The 22,019-nt window shown below is 47.1% G+C and carries 17 protein-coding genes; 16 read left to right on the top strand and 1 reads right to left on the bottom strand.

Translation table 11 applies throughout. The annotated features are described in order from the left end of the window. Together AC1DVJ_RS12840 and AC1DVJ_RS12835 are read left to right on the top strand one after the other, a co-directional pair. A partial coding sequence (locus tag AC1DVJ_RS12840) for a helix-turn-helix transcriptional regulator (RefSeq protein WP_477591246.1) occupies window positions 1-1,316 on the top strand: 1,316 nt, incomplete at its 5' end. 35 nt (window positions 1,317-1,351) lie between these two features. Beyond that, window positions 1,352-2,494: a hypothetical protein gene (locus tag AC1DVJ_RS12835; RefSeq protein WP_477591244.1), complete on the top strand. Its 1,143-nt coding sequence runs from the start codon at window positions 1,352-1,354 to the stop codon at window positions 2,492-2,494. A 99-nt stretch (window positions 2,495-2,593) separates the two neighbouring features. On the opposite strand, the gene AC1DVJ_RS12830 is transcribed toward AC1DVJ_RS12835, so the two are convergent. Beyond that, entirely contained in the window at window positions 2,594-5,833 is a 3,240-nt protein-coding gene (locus AC1DVJ_RS12830) for a hypothetical protein (protein WP_477591242.1), read from the bottom strand. A 317-nt stretch (window positions 5,834-6,150) separates the two neighbouring features. Between AC1DVJ_RS12830 and AC1DVJ_RS12825 the strand changes: the two genes are divergently transcribed. The 14 genes from AC1DVJ_RS12825 to AC1DVJ_RS12760 all read left to right on the top strand — a co-directional run bounded on the left by AC1DVJ_RS12825 (window position 6,151) and on the right by AC1DVJ_RS12760 (window position 21,687). After that, window positions 6,151-8,448 (top strand): helix-turn-helix domain-containing protein, encoded by a 2,298-nt coding sequence (locus tag AC1DVJ_RS12825; protein WP_477591240.1) that lies wholly within the window; start codon window positions 6,151-6,153, stop codon window positions 8,446-8,448. A 218-nt stretch (window positions 8,449-8,666) separates the two neighbouring features. Continuing rightward, complete coding sequence (locus tag AC1DVJ_RS12820; protein ID WP_477591253.1) at window positions 8,667-9,551, top strand: ABC transporter permease; 885 nt, start codon at window positions 8,667-8,669, stop codon at window positions 9,549-9,551. A gap of 37 nt (window positions 9,552-9,588) precedes the next feature. Continuing rightward, on the top strand, window positions 9,589-10,479 hold the full coding sequence (locus AC1DVJ_RS12815; RefSeq protein ID WP_477591238.1) for a carbohydrate ABC transporter permease: 891 nt from the start codon (window positions 9,589-9,591) through the stop codon (window positions 10,477-10,479). Window positions 10,480-10,508: 29 nt separating this feature from the next. Continuing rightward, complete coding sequence (locus AC1DVJ_RS12810; RefSeq protein ID WP_477591236.1) at window positions 10,509-12,035, top strand: extracellular solute-binding protein; 1,527 nt, start codon at window positions 10,509-10,511, stop codon at window positions 12,033-12,035. A 44-nt stretch (window positions 12,036-12,079) separates the two neighbouring features. Further along, entirely contained in the window at window positions 12,080-12,994 is a 915-nt protein-coding gene (locus tag AC1DVJ_RS12805; protein WP_477591234.1) for a dihydrodipicolinate synthase family protein, read from the top strand. A 43-nt stretch (window positions 12,995-13,037) separates the two neighbouring features. Beyond that, a complete protein-coding gene (locus AC1DVJ_RS12800) occupies window positions 13,038-13,775 on the top strand; it encodes a histidine phosphatase family protein (protein WP_477591232.1) in 738 nt (245 codons plus the stop codon). Between the two features lie 162 nt (window positions 13,776-13,937). Beyond that, a complete protein-coding gene (locus tag AC1DVJ_RS12795; protein WP_477591231.1) occupies window positions 13,938-14,861 on the top strand; it encodes a metallophosphoesterase in 924 nt (307 codons plus the stop codon). Further along, a complete protein-coding gene (locus AC1DVJ_RS12790) occupies window positions 14,854-15,735 on the top strand; it encodes a metallophosphoesterase family protein (RefSeq protein WP_477591230.1) in 882 nt (293 codons plus the stop codon). The genes AC1DVJ_RS12795 and AC1DVJ_RS12790 overlap by 8 nt, the downstream gene beginning before the upstream one ends. Window positions 15,736-15,747: 12 nt before the next feature. Continuing rightward, window positions 15,748-16,461 carry a metallophosphoesterase family protein gene (locus AC1DVJ_RS12785; RefSeq protein WP_477591229.1) on the top strand — a complete coding sequence of 238 codons (714 nt, stop codon included), beginning with the start codon at window positions 15,748-15,750 and terminating at the stop codon, window positions 16,459-16,461. Between the two features lie 23 nt (window positions 16,462-16,484). Further along, a complete protein-coding gene (locus tag AC1DVJ_RS12780) occupies window positions 16,485-17,495 on the top strand; it encodes an alpha/beta hydrolase family protein (RefSeq protein ID WP_477591227.1) in 1,011 nt (336 codons plus the stop codon). 498 nt (window positions 17,496-17,993) lie between these two features. Continuing rightward, window positions 17,994-18,722 (top strand): (Fe-S)-binding protein, encoded by a 729-nt coding sequence (locus AC1DVJ_RS12775; protein ID WP_477591251.1) that lies wholly within the window; start codon window positions 17,994-17,996, stop codon window positions 18,720-18,722. Next, a complete protein-coding gene (locus AC1DVJ_RS12770) occupies window positions 18,719-20,233 on the top strand; it encodes a LutB/LldF family L-lactate oxidation iron-sulfur protein (protein ID WP_477591225.1) in 1,515 nt (504 codons plus the stop codon). The genes AC1DVJ_RS12775 and AC1DVJ_RS12770 overlap by 4 nt, the downstream gene beginning before the upstream one ends. Continuing rightward, entirely contained in the window at window positions 20,226-20,966 is a 741-nt protein-coding gene (locus tag AC1DVJ_RS12765) for a LutC/YkgG family protein (protein WP_477591223.1), read from the top strand. Before AC1DVJ_RS12770 ends, AC1DVJ_RS12765 begins: the two co-directional genes overlap by 8 nt. A 13-nt stretch (window positions 20,967-20,979) precedes the next feature. After that, window positions 20,980-21,687, top strand: coding sequence for a FadR/GntR family transcriptional regulator (locus AC1DVJ_RS12760; RefSeq protein WP_477591221.1), 708 nt, complete (start codon window positions 20,980-20,982; stop codon window positions 21,685-21,687). Window positions 21,688-22,019: the final 332 nt, after the last annotated feature.

Here is a 22,019-nt window from a genome sequence, read left to right as displayed (position 1 = left end):
AATTGTACCAATTAGTTGATTCGAGGGCTGGTGCAAGAACGAAGAGCAGTGATGAGTTTGATGATATATTGGATTTTCTTGGTAGTTTAGCAAATAGTGAATCAAGTATGAAAAGCGAACTTCAGGGACAATTGCCTCAGTTGAAGGAGTTATTTGTATTCAAATTGCTGCAGGGTGACATTGATGCCAATGATATTGAACAAAAGTTAGCCGGATTTGGTTATGCTTATTGGTCTTCTTTTACCGTGCTGTCATTGCAACTGGATCAGTTGAAGAACACCCGCTTTCAGGAGTCCGACACGGATCTGTTGATGTTTGCGATCAATAACATTGTGACAGAGCTCGTTTCTCAGAACAATGGCTTGCAGCCTATTCTCTACAATCGTTCGCAAGTGACGGTGGTAGGAACCAATTCTATGGATGAGGAACAGTTTAAGCGTTCGATTGCTGAACTGGCGAATAAGATTCAACGTACGATTTTGCAATATATGAAAATCAAGGTCAGCATCGGCATTAGCCGACCGCACCGTTTTTTCAAAGAAGCTCCTCATGCGCTTCATGAAGCAGAAGAAGCACTAAAGTATCGTATTACTTTAGGTGAAGGCTCGATTTTGTTTATAGATGAGGTGCAGCCAAACAGGATGACTCGTGACTTTTTTCCTGAAGAACTTAGTCAAAAGCTGCTTGATGCAGTAAAGCTGGCTGAGCTTTCGATCGTAGAGGAAAGTTTGAAGTGCTGTATGACTGAACTGTTCAGTGATACGCTATCACAGCGTGAAGTGCAAATGGCGCTCGTTCGTTTCATTATCATTTTTATGAAGGAAGTCGAAGTCGAATCTGAATTGTACGAGAGACTCCATGCGACGCAGCGGAGCTTGTTTGAAGAGAAGGTCGAGATGAAGACGGCTCAGGAAGTGGAGGCGTGGTTTCGCGAGGTTGTTGTACTTCCAATGACACACTACATGGAGAGCCGAGCGAAGGATCATTACAAAACGATCTCAGACCGAATGCGGCATATGATTCATGAAGAGTTCGATACCGATATTACATTAGAATCGTGTGCAGACCGGCTGAGCTACCACCCTGATTATATAAAGAAGGTATTTCGTAAAGAAACGGGCATCAATTTCAGCGATTATGTGGGTCAGTATCGGATGGATATGGCGAAGCAATGGCTGCGCGAGACAGACTTGAAAATCAACGAAATTGCTGAAAAGTTAAGATATACAAATGCACAAAATTTTATTCGGTTTTTCCGTAAACTGGAAGGGAAAACGCCGGGGCAATATCGCAATGAGCATCGGGAAAATGAGTAATCAAAATATAGAAAGCAAAAGGCAGGGATGGACAAGTGAGCAGAAACTTGTACTGCAAACCAGAGAAATCTGATCTGTTTGTTCCGTGGGTAGACCCAGAGTCTGGCGTTACCAGTTATTTATTAAAAGATCGTCATGCGCCTTTTCAACAAGCATTTTACTTTACAAACTCAAATATGACTAATGATGGGCGATACATGTGGTTTTATKCGTCATATCCGCCATCGCCGGGTCAGTGTATGGGCATTGTGGACATGCAGAAGCAAGAAGTTCGGATTTATCCAGAGACACGATTTGTGTCAGAAGCACCATGGATTGATCCGGAGACAGGGGAAGTGTATTGGGCAATTGATGCCAATGTGTACAAACGGGGACCAGAGGCTAATGACGTTCCGCAGCTACTCGGTTTTTTCCCGAAATCAACATTTGGCAGCGAAATTCGCCGTATTACCACACATTTGACACGTTCAGCTGACGGAAAGAGTTTGAATCTGGATTTGATCGCCGGAGATACCTGGCGTTTGTGCACGATGGATATTGAAACAGGCAAGCTGGATGAGTGGCAATCGTTCAAGGCTTGTTATAAGCACGCCCAGTTCAGCCCAACTGATCCTGATCTTATTATGTTGTGTCAAGATCATTGGAACGATATTAAGACTGGTGAGCATTTCGGTTATAAAAACCGTATCTGGCTTATTCGTCGCGGAGAAGAAGCAAAGCCACTATATGCAGATGGTTCAGGCCGCAACATGCATATGCACACCCATGAATGGTGGGCGAAGGACGGAAACGGCATTTGGTATGTGGATTATGATTATGGTACGGAGTATTACGATTTATTTACTGGCGAGCGGACCAACGTATGGCCGCATGGCACATGCCATTCGCATGCCTCGACTGATGATCGATATCTAGTCGGCGATATAGGCACGTATCAGTGGAATAAAGGTCCAGCGTTATCGTTGGTCGCGTTCTATAACACTGTAACAAAAAAGGAAATTGCCATTGCGAGTGGCATGCCTAATCCGCCAGAAGTCACTAAGCGCGGGTTCTTCCATGCACACCCGCATCCGCAATTTGTGCTTGATGATGAGTACATCGCCTACACGTCTACAGTACGAGGGACACTAGATTATGCCATGGTGAGAGTAGCGGACTTGATCACCCGCACTTCATAAACAGTAGAATGGATTACAAACACTGAAAAAGTCGTTGTTTTGTTGCCTAGAGCAATAAAACAACGACTTTTGATTTATCCCCGATTATTTTACTTTTCATCACGAATCAAGATGGCACGACAACTCCATATACGTGATTGAACCGTCAGGTGCTGCGACTTTCAGTCTGTAGCCTGTTACAACAACTGCATCAGGACTTATTGCTGTTCCCGAAGCATCTACAACCGAAAGTGCTTTGACAGGCTTCAGTGAGATAATTCCATCTAGAACAGCTTGTACCAGAGCACCTGGTATAACAGCTAAACCACCCTTTTCCGCTACATCTAGCACTTTATTCGTATAAGCAAGATCTAACGCTGCATCGGGAAGCGCGACAGAACCAAGAAGGCTTGCAGGAAGAAAGACTGGATACACATAAGATTCGAGCAGATTTTCCTGGACAGCACTATCAAAATGAGTAGAACCTGTTACACTTTCCATGGTCAATGGAGGCTTTGTTAGATAATCTTTGATGAATGTCCTGCATTGAATGCCGCTAAATTCATAGCTGGAGACACCTCTTACCTGAACAGCACCGCCAACCAGACCGCCCAGCAAAATATCCAGATTGTTCAATTTGACGTTAGTGCCATTGTCAATCACAATGGCATAGCGGTCATACCTTAAAGTATCGTCATACGTAATCTTGCTGTCAGACACGGTTACTTGATCAACATATTTCATAAGGATGCCATAGGCAGGAAAGATGGTGGCATTGGTATACGCTGATGTCCGATAGTTGCCATTATTTTTAGCTTCTGCTATTACGCTGAAAGCATCTGATAACTGGGGCACAAACTTGGCTGCGTTATACGAAGCTGTTAACTGAACATTCTTTAAGGTAACATTTTTGACTGGATAAACGGTTCCTTCAATCATGGTTCCGACAGAACCAAAGTCCCAGGTATCTGCACCGGTGCCTGCACATCTTTTATATCCTTGGATCAGAATAGGAAAGCCGCCGTGTCCTCCAGCATTTCTAGACAGAACTGCACCATCTACTGTCACGTTAGAGAGAGAACCTGGTCTTCTGATCTCATTCGGAAGCCTTACGCTAATGCCATTCACTTGAGCCTCATAACGGGGCAACACACCAAAAGCGATACCACCTGATGTATTGGCCAAGTTTAACTTGGAGAAGAACACATTACGGATGTTGGAGCCATCATTGACCCAGATCGCAACACCTGTTTTGTTGGAATTGGTAGTCAGCGTCAAGTCAGTTACAGTAATATTCTCCATATCACCAACCGTTTCAGAACCCAATTGGAATACGTTCCCGCCCCTAATATCTCCTGCAACAATCTTCTCAATATGTATGTTGGAGACATGCCTTACGAATCCAAGAGAGAAGTCACTTCCCAACTTTGCTATATCATTGCTTGATTTAAGTGTCGTTACATTATAAGCAGAGGCATTGTTGTTGGCCATAAAGTTGAAAGTATCCCGCTGACGAAAAGCAGTGGAGTGAGGCAAAAGGATATTCTGAACCCGAATATTATCGCAGCCCGTTGTCAATATAGCGAACCAACCACCCTGCTCAATAATCAGCAAATGACTTTCATCTATCCCACCAATCACAATATCTTTAGCCAATTTTAATGAAATGGTTTTTGTTCCAGCACCCGCAGGTGTTGGATCGTCACCAATATGCAGATTCATGTTTCCGTAAATTTTGGCAGAGTTACCTATAATTTTAATGTTTTCTACGCGGACGCCCCACATAAGCGAGTCTTGCCAATAACAATGCCCAACGTCTTGACCTAGTACAAAAGGTAGATTCAAGTTGCTCTCCGTAGGGTCAATGTTAGGCAATACAACCAACTGGGAGTTCTCATCCAGATAAAGATGTACGTTGCTTCTCAAATGCAAGGTGCCTGTTCCAAAACTGGAGTTACCTTTGAAATAAACGATTCCACCGCCATTTCGACTGGCTGTTACAATAGCTGCATTAATGGAGGCGGTATTATCAGTTCCGCTGTAAATGTTTTGATTATCTAATGTGCCTGTAATAGTGGCATCAGCAACAGCACCAAACTGAGTTACATCGTACAAGCCTGTATAGTAGCTGACCACATTGGAGGAACCACCGTCCGTCATCAGCTTAAAGTAATACGTTGTATCTGACAGAAGATTGGTCAATACAGCCCTATGAGCAAATATAGCTACATCTGTATTTTCCCAGGTCAGCCCCTTATCCAAGCTAGCATGCACAAAAGTGCCAGCTTGTGAGGATAGAGCTTCCAAAACAGCAATTGTTGGTGTCGAATAGGAAACTTCTTCAGCCATTCTCACCAAATCGCTTACCGCGGTGGACACATTGAACTTGGTTGTTCCTGTTTCTGTGTAGTCCTCTGCAGCTGTTGCTGTAGTGCTAGGATAGCCTGAGCCAGTAAAGGTTGCAGTAAAGCTCCCTCCTGTAGAGGGAATGATCTTGTTTTTCAAAACAAGGGTCAGATCAACCCCATTGTAATTACTATAATCCGTGTTCTCAATTACAACCGTTTGCCCGCCGTTAGTAATTTTCACTTTAGTACGCAAATCATCATTGTTGCCTACATGAGTTACCCAATTCCTTCCAGAATGGTTGTAATTCGGTGCGGCAGTAACAGCATCATTGTTTAAGTCTACAAAGCCGCGCCCGATTAAGTCAAAACAATCTGTCGGGGAGGCCGTTATGCCGTCAGGTAAAGTAAAGATCAACGTGCCATATAGAAATTGTCTGTTTGGATTAGCTAAGTTAATTGAGTATTCCAGTACAATATCTTGGGTTTGTCCAATCGTATAGTGTGACAGATTGGCCTTCAACGTGGATATATGGAGCGCGTACTCTCTAATCGTTCCATTTTCAGCCGTGACAATAAGCTTATCACCCTGAGTGATGTCGTTGGATAGGGCCTTCTGAGCTCCGGCACTGTTCACAACTTCATAGGTTTGCATTGAGCTGTCCGTTGAGTCGATCTCTGCCAACAAATGCTCAACTTTGTAAAGGGGAACCATGTAAACAGAACTGGATCGCGTATCAATGCTAGAGATATGAATGCCATTGTTTAATGCCTTAATGTCCGTATTGGCAGAATCTTTAGGTTGAAATGCACGATCAGTTACAGTAATATTGGCATCATTGATTAACAATCTGTAGGATTTGTCGCTGTCAAGAGCGGGTAAATTCGTAACGATACAGGTAACTGTATCAGTACCATTTAACACGCTCATTTTAGCATCATACAAATTAATATTGGCAGTGCCATCATAAATAGAAATAACACTTGGCACCCGTCCCCCATCTACTGCAATCACAGGGGAAGGATGGTTTAGTGTAAAGGAAAATGTGTCCGCAGCTCTCATTTTAGAAGAGAATCCACTAGGTTTTGCAACAATCTTTGTGTTTGAAATTGTATTCTTATTTTGTTCCATTTGAACACCCTTAACATCAGTAATCAATTCAGTGGCTTAGAGTTTGGTCTGTAATAAATTAGGATAGGTTTCGTCCCCGACTTGAGTATTATATCTTAACTTGAACAAGGAAGTATATCCGTCAGACATATTATATAGACTCTAGAATTACAGCTATGCCAACATTTTCCACTCATTTCATTTGCATTCTAGGAGGAAACATGCTTAACTGGCGCCCATCCAAATATTTAATGAAACTAATCTTATTCAGTTTATCGATCTGCACGTTGCCTGTCATCGTCTTTGGCGGGATCTCCTTTATGGATGCCTCTGGCCGAATCGAAGACAAGGTCATTCAAGAAAAAATGCAGGTGCTGCATCAAACGCAAATGAGATTGGAGCAAGATTTGAAAGCGCTTGATAGTTCGATGACCCAGTTTAGCATGTCCACTCAAGTATATAATGCCCTGCAGCAAGACTTGACCCCGAATAATTATAAGCAAGCGGATCTGTTGCTCGAGGGGATGCAGGGTCTTCAGTCCTTTGAGCTGCCCGTGGTCAATGTGTATCTGCTTAGTATGGAGCATCGATGGCTGCTTCATAACAAAGGCGTGACCCCATTAGACGATTCGAATCATACCCATGAGCTTTTGGATTTTATTGGGAATCCGAAAAGCTCGTTTTGGAGTGTCGGAAAACGAAGCGGTCCGAACGATTCACCTACACCAAATGGACTTATTCAAAGCTTAAATATGGTAAAAAAGCTTCCTGTCTATTCATTGCATCCGAAAGGGCTGATCGTGGCTCAATTGTCGCCCAGTGCCATTCAGGTAGTGCTGTCGCAAAACGAGTTGAGCGAGACGATTGTTTTGGACGAAGCCGGAATCATCTTGGCTCATCCTGAGGAGTCCATGCTCGGGCAATCGATGTCTCCCATGCAGAACGTAGAACCATTATTGCAAACCAACGCCTCCAGCGGACATTTCTCCATGAAACTCGATGGACAAAGCAGCGAGATCCTTTATCGAAAATCTTCTTACAACGGGTGGACCTACCTTACCATCGTTCCTTTTGAAGTCATCAGCAAGGAATCTTGGGATATGGGGAAAATTCTCATTTTGTACGGTCTTTTGATCCTGGCCTTAATGTTCGTGATCGTCTTTCAAGGCTCCCGGGGGATCTACAACCCGATTCGCAAGCTGTACACGATAACCGTAGGCGAACGGAAGCCTGGCAAAGAACAATCAGCAGGTGATGAGCTCGGATTGATCGAGGAACGCATTCTCTCATTCCAGCGGATGCAGCTGCAAATGGCTGAACAATTGCAAAGCAACCAAGGGCAATTAAAGGATCTGTTTGCAATGAAGCTGCTTCAAGGCACCTTATCCTCGGAAGAAATCGAGGAAAAATGCAGATCGCTCGATCTTTCTGCCAACTGGAAATGGATGAGCATCTTGTCATTGCAAATTGATAAGTTGGAAGGCTCCGATGAGCGTGAACAGAATCAGGATTGGGCTGTCTTGTCCATGAATCGGTACCTAACCGAGATGATCCCTGATCATTTGAGGTTGAACCCCGTACTGATCAATCACATGCCAACGGTGCTGCTGGGCAGCCATCAGGCTTCGGTAGACGAGTTTAAGGTGTTTTTACATCGGACGGCAGATCTCATCCAAAAGGAGATGAAGCGGCATCTGGCGACCGATCTCAGCATTGGGATCAGTCGGCCATATCAGCACTTGCAGCATACGGGGACCGCATACGAGGAAAGCTGTGAGGCATTGAAATATCGGCTTCGGTTGGGACCGGGGGCTGTCCTTTTTATCGAGGATGTGGAGCCTGGCCGTCGTCAGCATCCGCTTGTTTCGAAGCAGATGGAGGATGAATTGGTCGAAGCGGTGCAAATCGGTGATACACAGCGGGCAGAGACGTTGTTCAGCCGCTTTATTGAAGAGATTTGCAGCCAAGAGATGACACACCGTGAATATCAGACGATTCTGCTACACCTGCTGACGGAAGTGCTGCGGGTCGTGCAAAACGCCGGGGAATCTGTAGAGTCGGTTTACCCTGACGAAGAATCTTTGTTTGATCGGATCTTCGAGCTTAAGACAGCACAGGAAATGGAATTATGGTTTAGCCGCAGTGTCATCAAACCTGCAGCCCAACTGATGGAGCGACACCAGGCGGCCATGTACAAATCGATTTCGGAGAAAGTGATTGAGCTGATCCGGGAGGAATATGATCAGGACTTGTCCCTTGAATTATGCGCATCGCGGATCAATTATCATTCGAGCTATGTTAAGCAGGTCTTCCGTAAAGAAATCGGGATGAATTTTAGTGATTATCTAATGTCGTATCGAATGAATATGGCAAAGAAGTGGCTGCTCGAAACCGACATGAAGATTTCCGATATTGCCGAAAAGCTGAGATATACCAATTCGCAAAACTTTATCCGCTCCTTCCGCAAAACGGAGGGGGTTACACCGGGACAATATCGCCAAACCGGCCAGTCCGGATAATCATGAGTATGAGCTACAGTCTCTCTTGATTATTTCGCAAGCGTGAATGCTTTATTTATATGGTATTTAAACACCTCCCTAAATGATTGTAGAGTGTTATCGCATTCCCCGCTACGATGAATGTGCGACAACAATCACCGAACATCAGACATATGCTGGGTTGCGGAATTTAGGGGGGACTGTGCTTGATTGTAGTTAGATCCAAGCTGGGAGGACGGATGGTACGAAACCGGTGGTTATATTTGATGCTATTACCCGGCGTATTGTACTTCATCCTCTTTAAGTATTGGCCGATGTGGGGGATAACTATAGCATTTATGGATTATCAGCCATTTCTCGGTATGACAGGAAGCAAATGGGTAGGCATGAAGCACTTTGTACGATTTTTTAGCGAGCCTTCCTTCTCTAAGCTTTTCATCAATACAATCGTACTAGCCTTTTATAACTTAGTTTTCTTCTTTCCGCTTCCGATTGCTATTGCGCTCATGTTAAATGAAGTTAGGTCAGCTGTTTTTAAACGAGTTGTGCAAACGCTTACTTATATTCCTCATTTCGTTTCTTGGGTCGTTGTCGTTGGTATTGTCTATATCTTCTTTACAACAGAAGGAGGACTTGTCAACGAAGCCATTGCAGCCTTAGGACTTGAAAAAGCTCCCTTTCTCGTCAGCGCCGAATGGTTTCGGCCGATGATTACAGCGGAAGTCATTTGGAAGGAAACAGGCTGGGGGACGATTATCTTCCTTGCAGCGTTGGCTGGCGTCGACTTGGATTTGTATGAAGCTGCCCGAATTGACGGGGCAAACCGTTGGCGGCAAATGTGGCATATTACCCTCCCTTCAATTCGCAGTACGATCATCATTTTGCTTATATTAAGGCTGGGTTCTTTTCTGGATAGTGGTTTCGAGCAAATATGGCTGATGCTGAACGCTATGAACCGCCAAGTTGGAGAAGTGTTCGACACCTATGTTTATACAACTGGAATTGAAAACGCTTTATATAGCTACAGTACCGCGGTTGGTTTATTTAAATCCATCATAGGCTTGCTGCTAGTCGTAGGCTCAAATTGGCTGGCTAAGAAATTTGGCGAAGAAGGCATCTATTAGGGGCCAGAGCCCGCCTTGAGATGACATCAAGAATGGAATGGGTGATGATATGCTGCAAGACAAATCGCTCGCAAGTCGATTGTTCAATTGGCTTAACAATAGCTTTCTCTTCTTATTTTCTATCGTTACTGTTGTCCCCTTTATCTATGTACTAGCCGCATCATTCACTGCGCCGGAGGAAATGCTGCAGCATCGCTTCACGCTTTTTCCGACCCAGTTCTCATTTGACGCATACCGCTACATCTTTTCCACCCCGACATTGACCAGGAGTTTATTGGTTACAGGCTGGATTACAATAGCGGGTACATTCGTTAACCTGCTTCTGACTTCGCTCATGGCTTATCCATTGGCCCGTAAAGACTTGGATGGCAGAAAAGTAGTTGTACTTATGGTTCTCTTCACGATGTTGTTCAGCGGTGGGATGATTCCGACGTTTCTTGTTGTAAAGCAGTTGGGTCTCTTAAATTCGTATTGGTCCGTCATTCTTGTAGGTGCAATCAATCCCTTCAATTTGATCGTAATGAGAAGCTTCTTTCAACAGCTGCCTGCCGGGCTGGAGGAGTCGGCTAAGATTGATGGCTGTAATGACTTGGGGATATTTTTTCGAATTGTACTTCCACTTTCCATGCCTGTCATGGCTACCTTTGCCTTATTTTATTCTGTGGGACATTGGAATTCTTTTTTCAGCGCCATTCTGTACATTAACGATTACTCCAAATGGCCGATTCAAGTGCTTCTGCGGCAAATTGTCATTCTGTCTGAGGGGGGAATCGGCGATGCCCAGGCGGTTAGTGAAACCTATATCCCTGTTGCACAGACCATTAAGATGGCAACCATTATTGTATCTACACTCCCCATATTATGCGTGTATCCATTCTTGCAAAAGCATTTTGCAAAGGGTGTTATGCTAGGTTCGGTTAAAGGTTAAACGAAAAAATAACTGGAGGTAGATTAACCATGAAGAAATTGAACCACTTGAAAATGACAGTAGTCCTATCTTGCATTGTGAGCACAACCAGTATTCTAGCAGGTTGCGGCGGCACGGAGAGTGATAATAAAAGTGTGGCGGGCACCTCGCAAGCAACTGCTAAGGCGGAACCAGTAAAAATCAGCATGATGAACATCTCTTACACAACGGAGCCGCCAAGCAAAGATAATCCGATATTCCAGGAAATTCAAAAGTATGCGAATGCACAGTTCGAGATTACCTGGGTACCTTCCACTGCTTACGATAACAAATTCGCCGCGACGATGGCTGGAGGCGATCTTCCGCAAGTATTACTTGCAAGGGATAGCAAATCTACCGCATTAGTGAATGCGACTCGATCAGGCATGTTCTGGGAAATTGGTCCATACTTAAAGGATTATCCGAATTTGAGCAAGCTTAACCAGACGGCATTGAAAAATTTGTCCATCGATGGCAAAGTATATGCTCTTCCTCGCTCACGTCCGCTTACGCGAAATGGTCTCTTATATCGGAAGGACTGGCTTGACACGTTGGGGCTAAAGGAACCTAAAACGCTTGATGACATGATCAAGGTCATCCGCGCTTTCGCTAATGATGACCCTGACCGCAATGGTAAAAAAGATACAATTGGGATCAGCATGGCAAGCGGCCCAAGCGGACTTGGAACGTTTGTCGTTTGGAATGGAGGGCCGTCCGGATGGGGGGTGAAAGACGGTAAAGTCATTCCTGAATTTATGACCGATGAGTTTATGACTTCAATCAAGCTATATAAGCAGTTTTTCGATGAAAAAGTAGTAAATCAGGATTTCCCTGTGGTGAAGGCAAGTTCGGATTTGTTCAACCAAGGAAAAGCAGGGGTATATTTCGGGAAAATTGACGATGTTGCGACTCGATTCGGCGAGCTCATGAAGGCGAATCCGCAGGCTAAACTCGATGTGATCGATACGGTGGAAGGTCCAAAGGGACGGAAAATACAGTCAGACCTTGGATTTAACGGAATTTTCACTTTTCCGAAGACCAACATAAAGACAGAAGCACAGTTAAAGCAGATTTTATCGGTTTATGATAAGCTGATGGACAAAAAAATGCAGGACTTGTTTGATTGGGGAGTCGAGGGAGTCCACTACAAATTGGATAACGGCAAGCCAGTGCGTCTCGACGAAAAATTGTATACGGATGTCTACACGCCAATGATGCAGATGAGAATCGATGACGGCTCTTTATCGATGAAGGGCACCCTTCCACCTGCGGTCGAAAAATACCAGAAAATGTTTAAAGAGAACGATGCCAATCCGAATGTGATGGTTAGTTCTGCGGCAGGTTCGTTCATTTCTCAAACCGATATAGAAAAAGGTGCGCAGCTAATGAAGGGCGTCACTGATAGTCAGATCCAATTTGTTATGGGTAAAATCGGCGAGGCCGAGTTGCGTGCTGCGATTGAGCAATGGCGTAAAAACGGCGGCGACAAAATTATTGAGGAATATACCGCTGAATACAATAAAGCTGGCGGTAAATAACTTGGAGTTGGACAAACGTACATCTTGAAATGGAGCGGAAGCTGATGAAGGCAGCAATTAATAATGGCGTTTGGCCAACAATGGTGACGCCTTTCAAAGAAAATAAAGAGATTGATTATCACGCTTTGGAGTATTTGATTGAGTGGTATATTGCTAAAGGGGTTCACGGTTTGTTCGCAGTTTGCCAATCGAGTGAAATGTTTTTTCTTTCCTTGAAGGAACGGGTGCAACTGGCTCAATTTGTAACAGAAACCGTAGCAGGGCGCGTTCAGGTTATCGCGTCCGGGCATACATCGGAAACGACCCAGGATCAAATTGAGGAAATCAAACGGATCTCAGCGGTCGGAATCGATGCATTCGTCATGGTGAGCAATCGGCTTGCCCAAGTGAGTGAGTCTGAAGAAGTGTGGAAGCGGAATGCGGAGACCATCCTGTCTCAAATCCCGGATATGGCATTTGGAATCTATGAATGTCCTGTTCCATACAAACGACTAATGTCGCCAGAGCTGCTGAAGTGGTGTGCAGACACAGAAAGGTTCCTGTTCCTCAAGGATACGAGCTGCGACCCCGACCAAATCAAGGCGAAATTAGATGCCGTAGATAGAAGCAGGCTGAAGTTATTTAATGCAAATGCTGCAACCATACTTGAATCGCTTAAGCTCGGGGCTGCTGGGTTCAGCGGCGTGATGGCCAACTTTCACCCAGATTTATATGTGAAATTGTTGGAGTTGAGTGTAGAGAATCCGGCAGCTGCAAGGCGATTGCAAGGTTTCCTTGGCCTTGCTTCAGCTCTCGAACGTCAGCTATATCCGGTTAACGCAAAGTATCATTTACAATTAGAAGGCTTGCCTATTGGCTTAACAACACGCTCAAACTCTGCAAATGGATTAACCGTTGCCATGAAACGAGAAATAGAGCAGCTAAGGGAAGTCGCCGGTGAGTACCGAAATCAATTTTAGGACACACATCAAGCAGTAACACATGGGAGGTTTGTGAGTACCGATGACAATAAGAATCTATGTGGTTAGACATGCCCAACCTGCGGATCAGGAGCCGGGCTACCCCGGTCACCCAAATGCTCCGCTTGGTGTGCGCGGACAAGCGCAGGCGGCATGTGTAGGAGAACAATTTGCAAGCTGGGGACGTCTGGATGCGATTTACTCCAGTTCGTTGCAGCGGGCGCTGCAAACGGCAGAAGCCATTTACCGCAGGATAAACGTGCCCTGGCACGTATGGTCTATCCTTTGTGAAACGGACCGCAGAGGCTGGCCGGCGATTCGCCAATTGGAGCTCGAAGGGAAATATGAGGCCCACGCTGCAGAAAAGGCTGCTATAAGAGCGTCCCAAAGCGAGCATTATCCAAGGCTGTCGCAGCTTGGAGAAGTATTCAAGGGAGCTCAGCCAAGTCAGCAATTCGATTGCCCGGACGTCTGGCAGCCAGGGTTGGAAGCGGAAACGAGGGAGAAAACCTATGGTCGCGCCAGACAGGCGATTGACGCTATTCGGCAGACATACGCAGGTGCCGACGTCCGCATCGCCGTTGTTTGTCACGCTGCGTTCGGTTCGGTCTTTCTGAACGAACTAATGGGATGTGAGCCGTGCGATCATAATCGCTTCAGCTTCTCGCATGCCGCGATCACTCGGGTCGACGTTGAGGATGACGGTTCCGTTAGCCTGCGGATGGTCAACTATGTGGGGCACATGCCGCAAGATATGATTACGGAAGGCATTGATTTGTAGATCAGATCCGAGGCACAAATGAAGAAAGACAGAACTGCTTGTTGGTTCTGTCTTTTTTAGAGATACGAATGTAGAAGCTTAAACCGGCCCCCAAACCGAATATAATCGTTGATTCGATGGATGAATTGTTGGCGCTTTATCGAAATGGAGGTGCATATCTTTATGTCAGCGAATGAAGAATTTAGCTTTATCATTATTCCGGATACCCAAACATTAGCTAAGTCGTATCCGGAGGTTTTCACCACCATGACAAGGTGCATCGTTGACCGTGCGAGCGAGCTGAACATCAAGTTCGTCTTGCATTTAGGCGATCTAGTCGATCGAGGCGCTGAATATGAATATGAGTATGAGAATGCAGTTCAAGCATTGCAATTGATTTATGATGCCGATATTCCGCTGCTCATCGCGCCAGGAAATCATGATTACGATATGCGCATCTCCTCGCTGGCCAGTCTTCCTGTAGATCCCAGCAGAAGCTTGAGCATGTTCAATAAGTATGTCGGCGTTCACCGGTTTCAGCATAAGCCGTGGTTCGGCGGTGTGTTTGAGGAAGGGAAGGCCGAGAACACGTACGCTTTGTTCGATGCAGAAGGAGTTTCCTTCATCATCCTCATATTGGAGTTTGGTCCGAGAGATTGTGTGATGGAATGGGCAGGACAACTGTTAAGGCAGCATGAGGAGCGGAAGGCCATCATTATTACCCATTCCTACATGTATATGCATGGAGAGCGAACAAAGCCGGGCGACGACCATAATCCTAAAATATACGCAGCGATACCAGATGCCAACGACGGGGAAGATATGTGGCAGGGGGTTTTGCGCCATCATAAGAACGTTACGGCGGTTTTCTCTGGTCATCATGTGGATGGAAATCTAAGTCACCGGACCGATCAAGGGATACACGGGAACACCGTGATCCAATGCTTTCAAAACTGGCAGAGCAAGGAAAACGGAGGGGAGGGCCGCATCAGAGTGGTGAATTATAATAGGCATGAAAAAACGATAAATCTGCAAGTATTCAATCCCGTAACAAACCGGTATGAAACCGAATCTGGCTGTGAATTGTCCTTCAATATCGATGAATAACATTCTGCATCCAACCGAAACTGTCGTAGGCGTCAAGGGGTTGAACCAGGCGATTACCGTGCTTCATGTGACGGATCTCCATTTGACTGAGGCGGATGGGCGCGATCCGGAAGCATTGCAATATGCGGATGAGTACCGCAATTTGTTCGATCAGTACCTTCCGAAGGATTCACCCTATCCTGTTTCGCGTAAAATGTATCTGGATCACATTGTGCAGCTCGCTAATCAGCGTAATGTAGATGCCGTCGTCTTCACAGGCGATATTATTCACTATCCAAGTGCAGCCAATCTGGAGGCACTGGCCGACGGTCTAAAGAACCTCCGGGCTCCTTATTTGTATACGATGGGAAATCATGACTGGCATTTTCCTCATTGCCCATGGAATGAAGATACACGCTCACAGTTCTACCCCAGCTTTATGCCGTTCTCGCATGGCCATCCTGCGGTGCAGGTGAAAGACATAGCGGGCATGCGACTCATTGCGGTCGACAACAGTAATTACCAGATCGATGCCGAACAGTTGAGCACACTCAACGAACTGCTGGCCTCGCCGGTTCCTTGTCTGCTGTTCATGCATATTCCGATCTACCTTCCCGAATTGGTGGAGAAAAGCATTGCGAAATGGCAAGCACCTATTCTGATGGCGGCGCCAGGCTGGAGCGAACCCAAAAAGGTGAAATGGCAAGTGCGTGACACCGATGCTTCTACACAAGCGTTTTATGATTTGATTAAGGCCAATGCGGCCAAATCGCTGCATGGTATTTTCAGCGGGCATGTGCACTTCGAACACGAAGAACGCGTATCCGGAGAAGTAAAGCAATATGTAACAATGCCAGGTTATGAAGGCTGTGTTCGAATCGTGCGATTGGTGTGAGGAGGCCCGTCATTGAAGGCACTGATTATTTCCGATATCCATGCTAATATTTATGCTTTAGAAGCCATTTGGAAACAAGAGAAAGACAGCGAGGTCATTTATTGTGCAGGCGATTTAGTCGATTATGGGCCTTATCCGAAGGAAGTGCTGCAGTGGGTCAGGGAGCACAAAGCCTTGTGTGTAAAAGGGAACCATGATGAGCGTGTAGCTGCCTTATATCGAAACCAAGATCAATTGTGGAATGTCCCGGTTGAGGACCGAACCTGGGCGCATGACAATGCGCAGAAGCTCAGCGAGACGGAAATCGAATTTTTGGAAAAGCTGCCTTGTTCCTTGGCGTTCACGATGGATGCCATCGGGTACAGCATGCAGCATATGTACAACAATTACGAGACCATCCCCAGTCTCGATCAGTATTACAGCTTCTGGAAAAAGCAGACTGAGGAGCCGATCAGGAGCATGCAGCAGAAGCGAATGATTTTCGGTCATACGCATCGGAGAGCCATCCATTACCTGGACAACCACGAGCTCTGGATGAATCCGGGAAGTGTTTCGTATCGAAGACCTGACGATCCATGCAAGAAAGCGCATTATATGACGATTACGGACGGCCGCATCGAAATGAAGAGCTTACAATACGATCGTACACCGCTGCTGCAGGCCGCCTTGTCCACAAAGCTGAAGCATCGAGGCGAGCTTGACGTAGCGCTTGTCTTTTTCGGGTAAGATTAGCTGAAGGGGTGGAAATCATGTGGAATCCAGACGATTATTTGAAGCATGTATACGAAGGCATTCAACCTTCCCACAGCTTCAAAGGACAGTCGAGGGCCGATTGGCAGCAATGGCGGAACGAATTTAGGGAGCATTTTGTCACGCTGTTAGGCGGTTTCCCAGAGCAGTCTCCAGCGCTCTCCCTTGAACTATTGGAATCGGTGGATTGCGGAGAATACACGAGACAACGGATTCAAATTCAAACGTTCGAGCGGCTATTTATGCCGGTGTATGTGCTTATCCCCAAGCAGGCCGATCGGAAGCGGCGGGCTGTCATTGCCTTGCACGGTCACGGTTACGGCAGCAGGGATATCGTTGGACTGAATCCCGACGGGTCCGACAAAATGGGCGAAGCCGGCTACCAGAACAATTTTGCCGTTGAGCTGGTGAAGAAAGGGTTCCTCGTTGCAGCGCCGGAGCTGCTCGGATTTGGAGACCGGAGGTTGACGGAGGACAAAAATGAACCGAACTCGTGCAATCGGATCTCAAGCTTTTTACTGGCGGTCGGCAAAACGATTGCATCTTACCGTGTGTTTGAAACCATGCGTTGTGTGGACTATCTGTTGACTCGTGACGATGTCGATGCGGATCGGATCGGCTGCATGGGCATCTCAGGCGGCGGATTGGTCTGCTCGTATATGGCCGCCGTTGACGAGCGGATTTCAGCGGCTGTCGTCAGCGGGTTCGCGAACACGTTTCAGGCCAGCCTTTTCTCGGTCCGCCATTGTATCGACAATTATGTGCCGGGACTCTCCTTAGCGGCGGAGATGCCAGACGTACTTAGCCTGATCGCGCCGCGTCCTTTACTTATCGAAGCCGGTAAAGACGACCGCATTTTCCCTGAACACGGTACTCTACAAGCTTACGAAGCGCTCAGTACGGTTTATTCCCTGCTGGAGGTCAGAGATCGGCTAGAGCTGGATCTGTTCGAGGGCGGCCATCAAATCTCTGGGCAAGTGGCCTATGATTGGTTGGATGGTTTGTTATAGGCGAAAAATATAATGCAGCGGCGATCCCCTAGTTTTGTTCATTCAAGTAACGGGAGATTTGCTTAATAGATACCTTCAAACGGAACAGGAGCTAGCTTGGCTCGATGGACTCTGGTTTGCTTTGCCTCGCAGGCGCGAGTTTAGTTAAGATAAAGGTGAAGGTGAAGGAATAATAGTTCAAAGTATTGAAACGGGATCCGTAACTGTGGATCCCGTTTTATTTCGATTTTTGCAGCATTTCCTTACAATCGCGGGATTAATAATCCGGTTATGATCGCGGCAAAGCATAGCTTCACTGTTCATTTCCTGTATTGTAAGGAATATAATCAGGCATATCTTCTGCCTACCAAGCTCGATAAGGACCCAAAAGCATAGTTAAGCATAGTAGAAGATTATTTTACAGATCCCACATATACCCCTTCTCAAGACAAGGGGGTTTATGTTACACTCAACTTGTCTGACAACCTGATAAGTTTACGAAAGAAAGTGGGGCTTCTCATGAAGGTTTCCTTATTTATTACGTGTTTAAGTGATGCACTATATCCGAAGGTGGGCGAAGCGATTGCACGTCTGCTCGGTCATTACGGTGTCCTGTTGGAATTGCCAACGGTACAAACCTGCTGCGGCCAGCCTGCTTATAACAGTGGCTACTGGGATGAGGCGCGTGCGACAGCGAAGACGATTCTTACTGCTTTTGAAGATAGTGATTTTGTGATTTCACCTTCAGGCTCTTGCACGTATATGATTCATCACTACGCGAATCTATTTAAGGATGAGCCGGAATGGATGGAGAAAGCCACGCAGCTTCAGAACAAAACGTACGAATTTACGCAGTTCCTTGTAAGTGTCCTTAATATCACGGATATGGGTGCTGTTTTTCCACATAAAGTGACGTATCACCCCTCCTGCCACGGAAGCAGGCTGCTCGGCGTCAAGTCAGAGCCGCTTGCCCTTTTGCAAAATGTAAAAGAAATGGAGCTAGTGCCGCTTCCTTTTGCCGATGATTGCTGTGGATTTGGAGGGACGTTTTCGGTGAAAATGGCCGATATTTCCGGTGCGATGGTGCAGGAGAAAGTCGATCATGTGAAAGAAACCGAGGCAGAGGTGCTGGTTGGACTGGACTTGGCTTGCTTGATGAATATTGCGGGCAATTTGCGCTATCGAAACGAGCCAGTGAGAGTTATGCATCTAGCTGAGCTGCTATATGAAGGGGTGAAGCGCGCATGAGTCAAGCGACGGGAAAGTCAACGGTTAAGGAGCGGGCAGATCTAGCGCTAAATGATGAGTTTCTGCGCAAGGCCGTTAAGTTTACAACGGAGCGACTGCGCGGCGGTAAGCTTAAGGCAGCAGCAGATCACGGGAACTGGGACGACTGGCGTGAGCGCGGCAGACAGATTCGGCTGCATACGATCGCGCATTTGGATTATTACTTAACGACGTTTGCGAACAATGCGAGAGCGAATGGGGTTCATGTGCATTTTGCCGATACGGATGTTGAAGCTGTACAGATTTCACTCCAGATTGCAGCCGCGAAGGAAGCAAAAACCGTCGTCAAATCTAAGTCGATGGTGACCGAGGAGCTGCATTTGAATAAGGCGCTGGCCTCCATTAACGTTGAAGCGATTGAAACGGATCTAGGCGAGTACATCATTCAGCTAGCGGATGAAACGCCATCCCACATCATCATTCCTGCTATTCATAAAAATAGATATCAAATCGCCGAGCTGCTGTCGAAGGATGCTGGGGAGACGTTGGCTCCGGATACGACGATTCTGGCGGGTTATGTTCGTAAGAAATTAAGAGAGAAATTCTTGGAAGCAGATATTGGGATGACGGGCTGTAATTTTGCCATTGCGGAGAGCGGATCGATGGTCCTGTTCGAAAATGAAGGCAACGCCCGCATGGTCACAACGGTGCCCAAGACGCAAATCACGCTTATGGGGATGGAGCGCATTATTCCTACGTGGGCGGACCTCGAGGTCATGGCGACCTTGCTCCCACGTTCGGCAACAGGGCAAAAGCTAACCGTGTACATGTCCGGTATCACGGGCCCGCGCAGAGACGTAGATGCGGATGGTCCGGAAGAGATGCATATCATCATTGTAGACAACGGTCGCTCGCAGCAACTCGGCGATCCTGAGTTTCAAGAGCTGCTTAACTGCATCCGTTGCGGCGCATGTCTGAACGCTTGCCCGGTTTACCGCCATATTGGCGGCCATGCTTACGGCGGCACGTACAGCGGCCCGATCGGCGCGGTGCTCACGCCGGCGCTCAAGAAAAACGTGGCGGAATGGGACGACATCGCCAACGCTTCAAGCCTTTGCGGAGCCTGCTATGAGGCCTGCCCGGTGAAGATTCCGCTTCACGACATGCTCGTCTCACTGCGCAGACGCAAGGTCGAAGCAGGTCACGGCGACAAGATCGAGGCAGCGGGTATGAAGGGCTTTGCTGCGGTGATGGGGAACTCGAAGCGTTTTAACGCCGTGCTCAAACTGGGTAGAATCGGCCAAAAGCTAGTCGTTCGTGACGGTGGCATCCGACTGAAAGTAGGGCCGCTCAAGGGGTGGAATTCGTATCGTGTGACGCCAAGCCTGCCGAAGGCATCTTTCCGTGACGGCTGGAAAACACTCGAGCAAGAAATTCGCCATGGACTAACGGAGGCCGATCCTGCAATCCAAGCAAGAATGGCTGAGGCATTGGCAGCACGGGGCAAAAAGGGAGGACATCATCATGGCTAAACGAGACATTACGCCAGAATGGCAGGAGAAGTTAAATGAGCTGGATCAGCAATCCCTAGCTGAGCAGGAACGTTTCATCGAAGGCATCGCCCAGAAGTTAGGGCGTGCACGGGTAATCGAGAAGCCTGCGCATCCTTTCCAAGGGGCTTCGGATAGCTGGAAATCTTTTAACTGGTCACCTGAGGAGCGCATAGAGAACTTCACGACGAACTTCCATGCCGCAGGCGGGTACGTCGTCAGAGTACCTTCGATGGAAGCCGCGAAAGCAACCATCCAAGAACTCGTCAACACGTTAAGTGTGAAGCGTGTTATCCACCAGGATCAAGCGGAGCTGCATGCGCTGGAACTAGCCGATGCGCTGCCACAAGTCGATCTCTCCGTTTGGAATACCGATGAGGATACGAACTGGAAGGCCAGCGCAGCGAATGCTGATCTGGGCATTGTCCTAGCGGATCATGCGGCGGCTTACACGGGATCACTAACTGTGTTATCATCGAAAGAAAAGGGCAGATCGGTGAGCCTGCTTCCTACGGCTTTGATCGTCCTGCTGCCGATTGAACGATTGCGAACGAGACTAGGCGAAATACTCGCCCCACTCGATCAGATAGCAAGGAAAGACCTGCCTGCCGGCATCCATTTCATATCCGGTCCGAGCCGTTCGGCGGACATTGAGAACGATTTGACGATCGGTGTTCATGGTCCAGGGATTGTGCACGTGCTACTTATCGGATAGAAGAGGTACTCATATGGAAGTTATGAAGCTGCAGAAACAGAATCACTATGACGAGATCGCCCAACAGATCAAAGAGATGATCGTGCAGGGACAATTGAAGATGGGGGATAAGCTTCCTTCGACGAAGGAGTTGTCCGAACGCTTCGGCGTCGGGCGTTCCACAATGAGGGAAGCACTCAGCGCCTTGAAGGCGATGGGTCTCATAGAGATCCGGCAAGGCGGCGCATGTCGCGTCATTCGGCAAGCACCTGCCGAGGTTTCCCTACCGGAGTGGACGTCTCTTCGCATGAATCGCACGACGCTCCTCGAGCTCATGGAAGTGAGACAATCTCTAGAAATCTCAATCGCATCCATTGCTGCGCGAAAACGAACGGCTGAGGACTTAGCGCAGCTTCAGCTCATCATGCAAGACATGGAGAACTCCGTAGGCGACGACGCTGAGGGTGAACGAACCGATCTTGCCTTCCATGAGCTGCTCGTGCAAGCGACACATAACGCGATTATGGTGCAGACATGTGACTCGATCCGCAATGCGATGGAAATGATGATTCGCGACATCCGCCGTGCGGAGCTATATGCGAATCAGGAAGTGGCTGTCCAGCTTTTGAAGGAACATAAGGTCATTTATGAAGCGATCCTAAGCGGAGATCCGGTGCTGGCTTCTGAGGCGATGCGTGAGCATTTGGAGCATGTAGAGAGTATTTTGATCAAATATATATGAATACCCAGAGGGGCTTCCCACATCTCATTGAGGTGAGGGGAAGGCCTTTTCTTGTTTGGCTTAATAAGTCGGCTAAATTCCTCCGTGGACGCGTTAGTTCATAGAGGAAAGCGTAGAGAAGTGGCCCTGCGAATGGAATTAGTCGAAAAAATCGACTAACTCGATAGAAGGCGTGATGGGTACCGTGGGTGCGCAATTTTACCAAGCTCGGCTAGTTCTGGGGCTAAACGGTACACAGAGGTCCTGGTGGTCCGATTTCCGAGGATTTCCGTTGCACTTCGTTTCGGTAGACATGAACTACAATGGCGTCCAGTGCTCGGATTAATCGACTT

This window comes from Paenibacillus sp. P4_A9 (assembly GCF_056402415.1).
The sequence above is the reverse complement of the archived record's forward strand: the minus strand, read 5'-3'. Positions and strand labels throughout refer to the sequence as shown.

What these genes read in the sequence shown, in the direction of transcription:
- AC1DVJ_RS12825 (WP_477591240.1), top strand. Translation starts at nt 6,151, where the DNA reads ATGCTTAACTGGCGCCCATCCAAATATTTAATGAAACTAATCTTATTC.
- AC1DVJ_RS12820 (WP_477591253.1), top strand. Translation starts at nt 8,667, where the DNA reads ATGGTACGAAACCGGTGGTTATATTTGATGCTATTACCCGGCGTATTG.
- AC1DVJ_RS12815 (WP_477591238.1), top strand. Translation starts at nt 9,589, where the DNA reads ATGGGTGATGATATGCTGCAAGACAAATCGCTCGCAAGTCGATTGTTC.
- AC1DVJ_RS12810 (WP_477591236.1), top strand. Translation starts at nt 10,509, where the DNA reads ATGAAGAAATTGAACCACTTGAAAATGACAGTAGTCCTATCTTGCATT.
- AC1DVJ_RS12805 (WP_477591234.1), top strand. Translation starts at nt 12,080, where the DNA reads ATGAAGGCAGCAATTAATAATGGCGTTTGGCCAACAATGGTGACGCCT.
- AC1DVJ_RS12800 (WP_477591232.1), top strand. Translation starts at nt 13,038, where the DNA reads ATGACAATAAGAATCTATGTGGTTAGACATGCCCAACCTGCGGATCAG.
- AC1DVJ_RS12795 (WP_477591231.1), top strand. Translation starts at nt 13,938, where the DNA reads ATGTCAGCGAATGAAGAATTTAGCTTTATCATTATTCCGGATACCCAA.
- AC1DVJ_RS12790 (WP_477591230.1), top strand. Translation starts at nt 14,854, where the DNA reads ATGAATAACATTCTGCATCCAACCGAAACTGTCGTAGGCGTCAAGGGG.
- AC1DVJ_RS12780 (WP_477591227.1), top strand. Translation starts at nt 16,485, where the DNA reads ATGTGGAATCCAGACGATTATTTGAAGCATGTATACGAAGGCATTCAA.
- AC1DVJ_RS12775 (WP_477591251.1), top strand. Translation starts at nt 17,994, where the DNA reads ATGAAGGTTTCCTTATTTATTACGTGTTTAAGTGATGCACTATATCCG.
- AC1DVJ_RS12770 (WP_477591225.1), top strand. Translation starts at nt 18,719, where the DNA reads ATGAGTCAAGCGACGGGAAAGTCAACGGTTAAGGAGCGGGCAGATCTA.
- AC1DVJ_RS12765 (WP_477591223.1), top strand. Translation starts at nt 20,226, where the DNA reads ATGGCTAAACGAGACATTACGCCAGAATGGCAGGAGAAGTTAAATGAG.
- AC1DVJ_RS12760 (WP_477591221.1), top strand. Translation starts at nt 20,980, where the DNA reads ATGGAAGTTATGAAGCTGCAGAAACAGAATCACTATGACGAGATCGCC.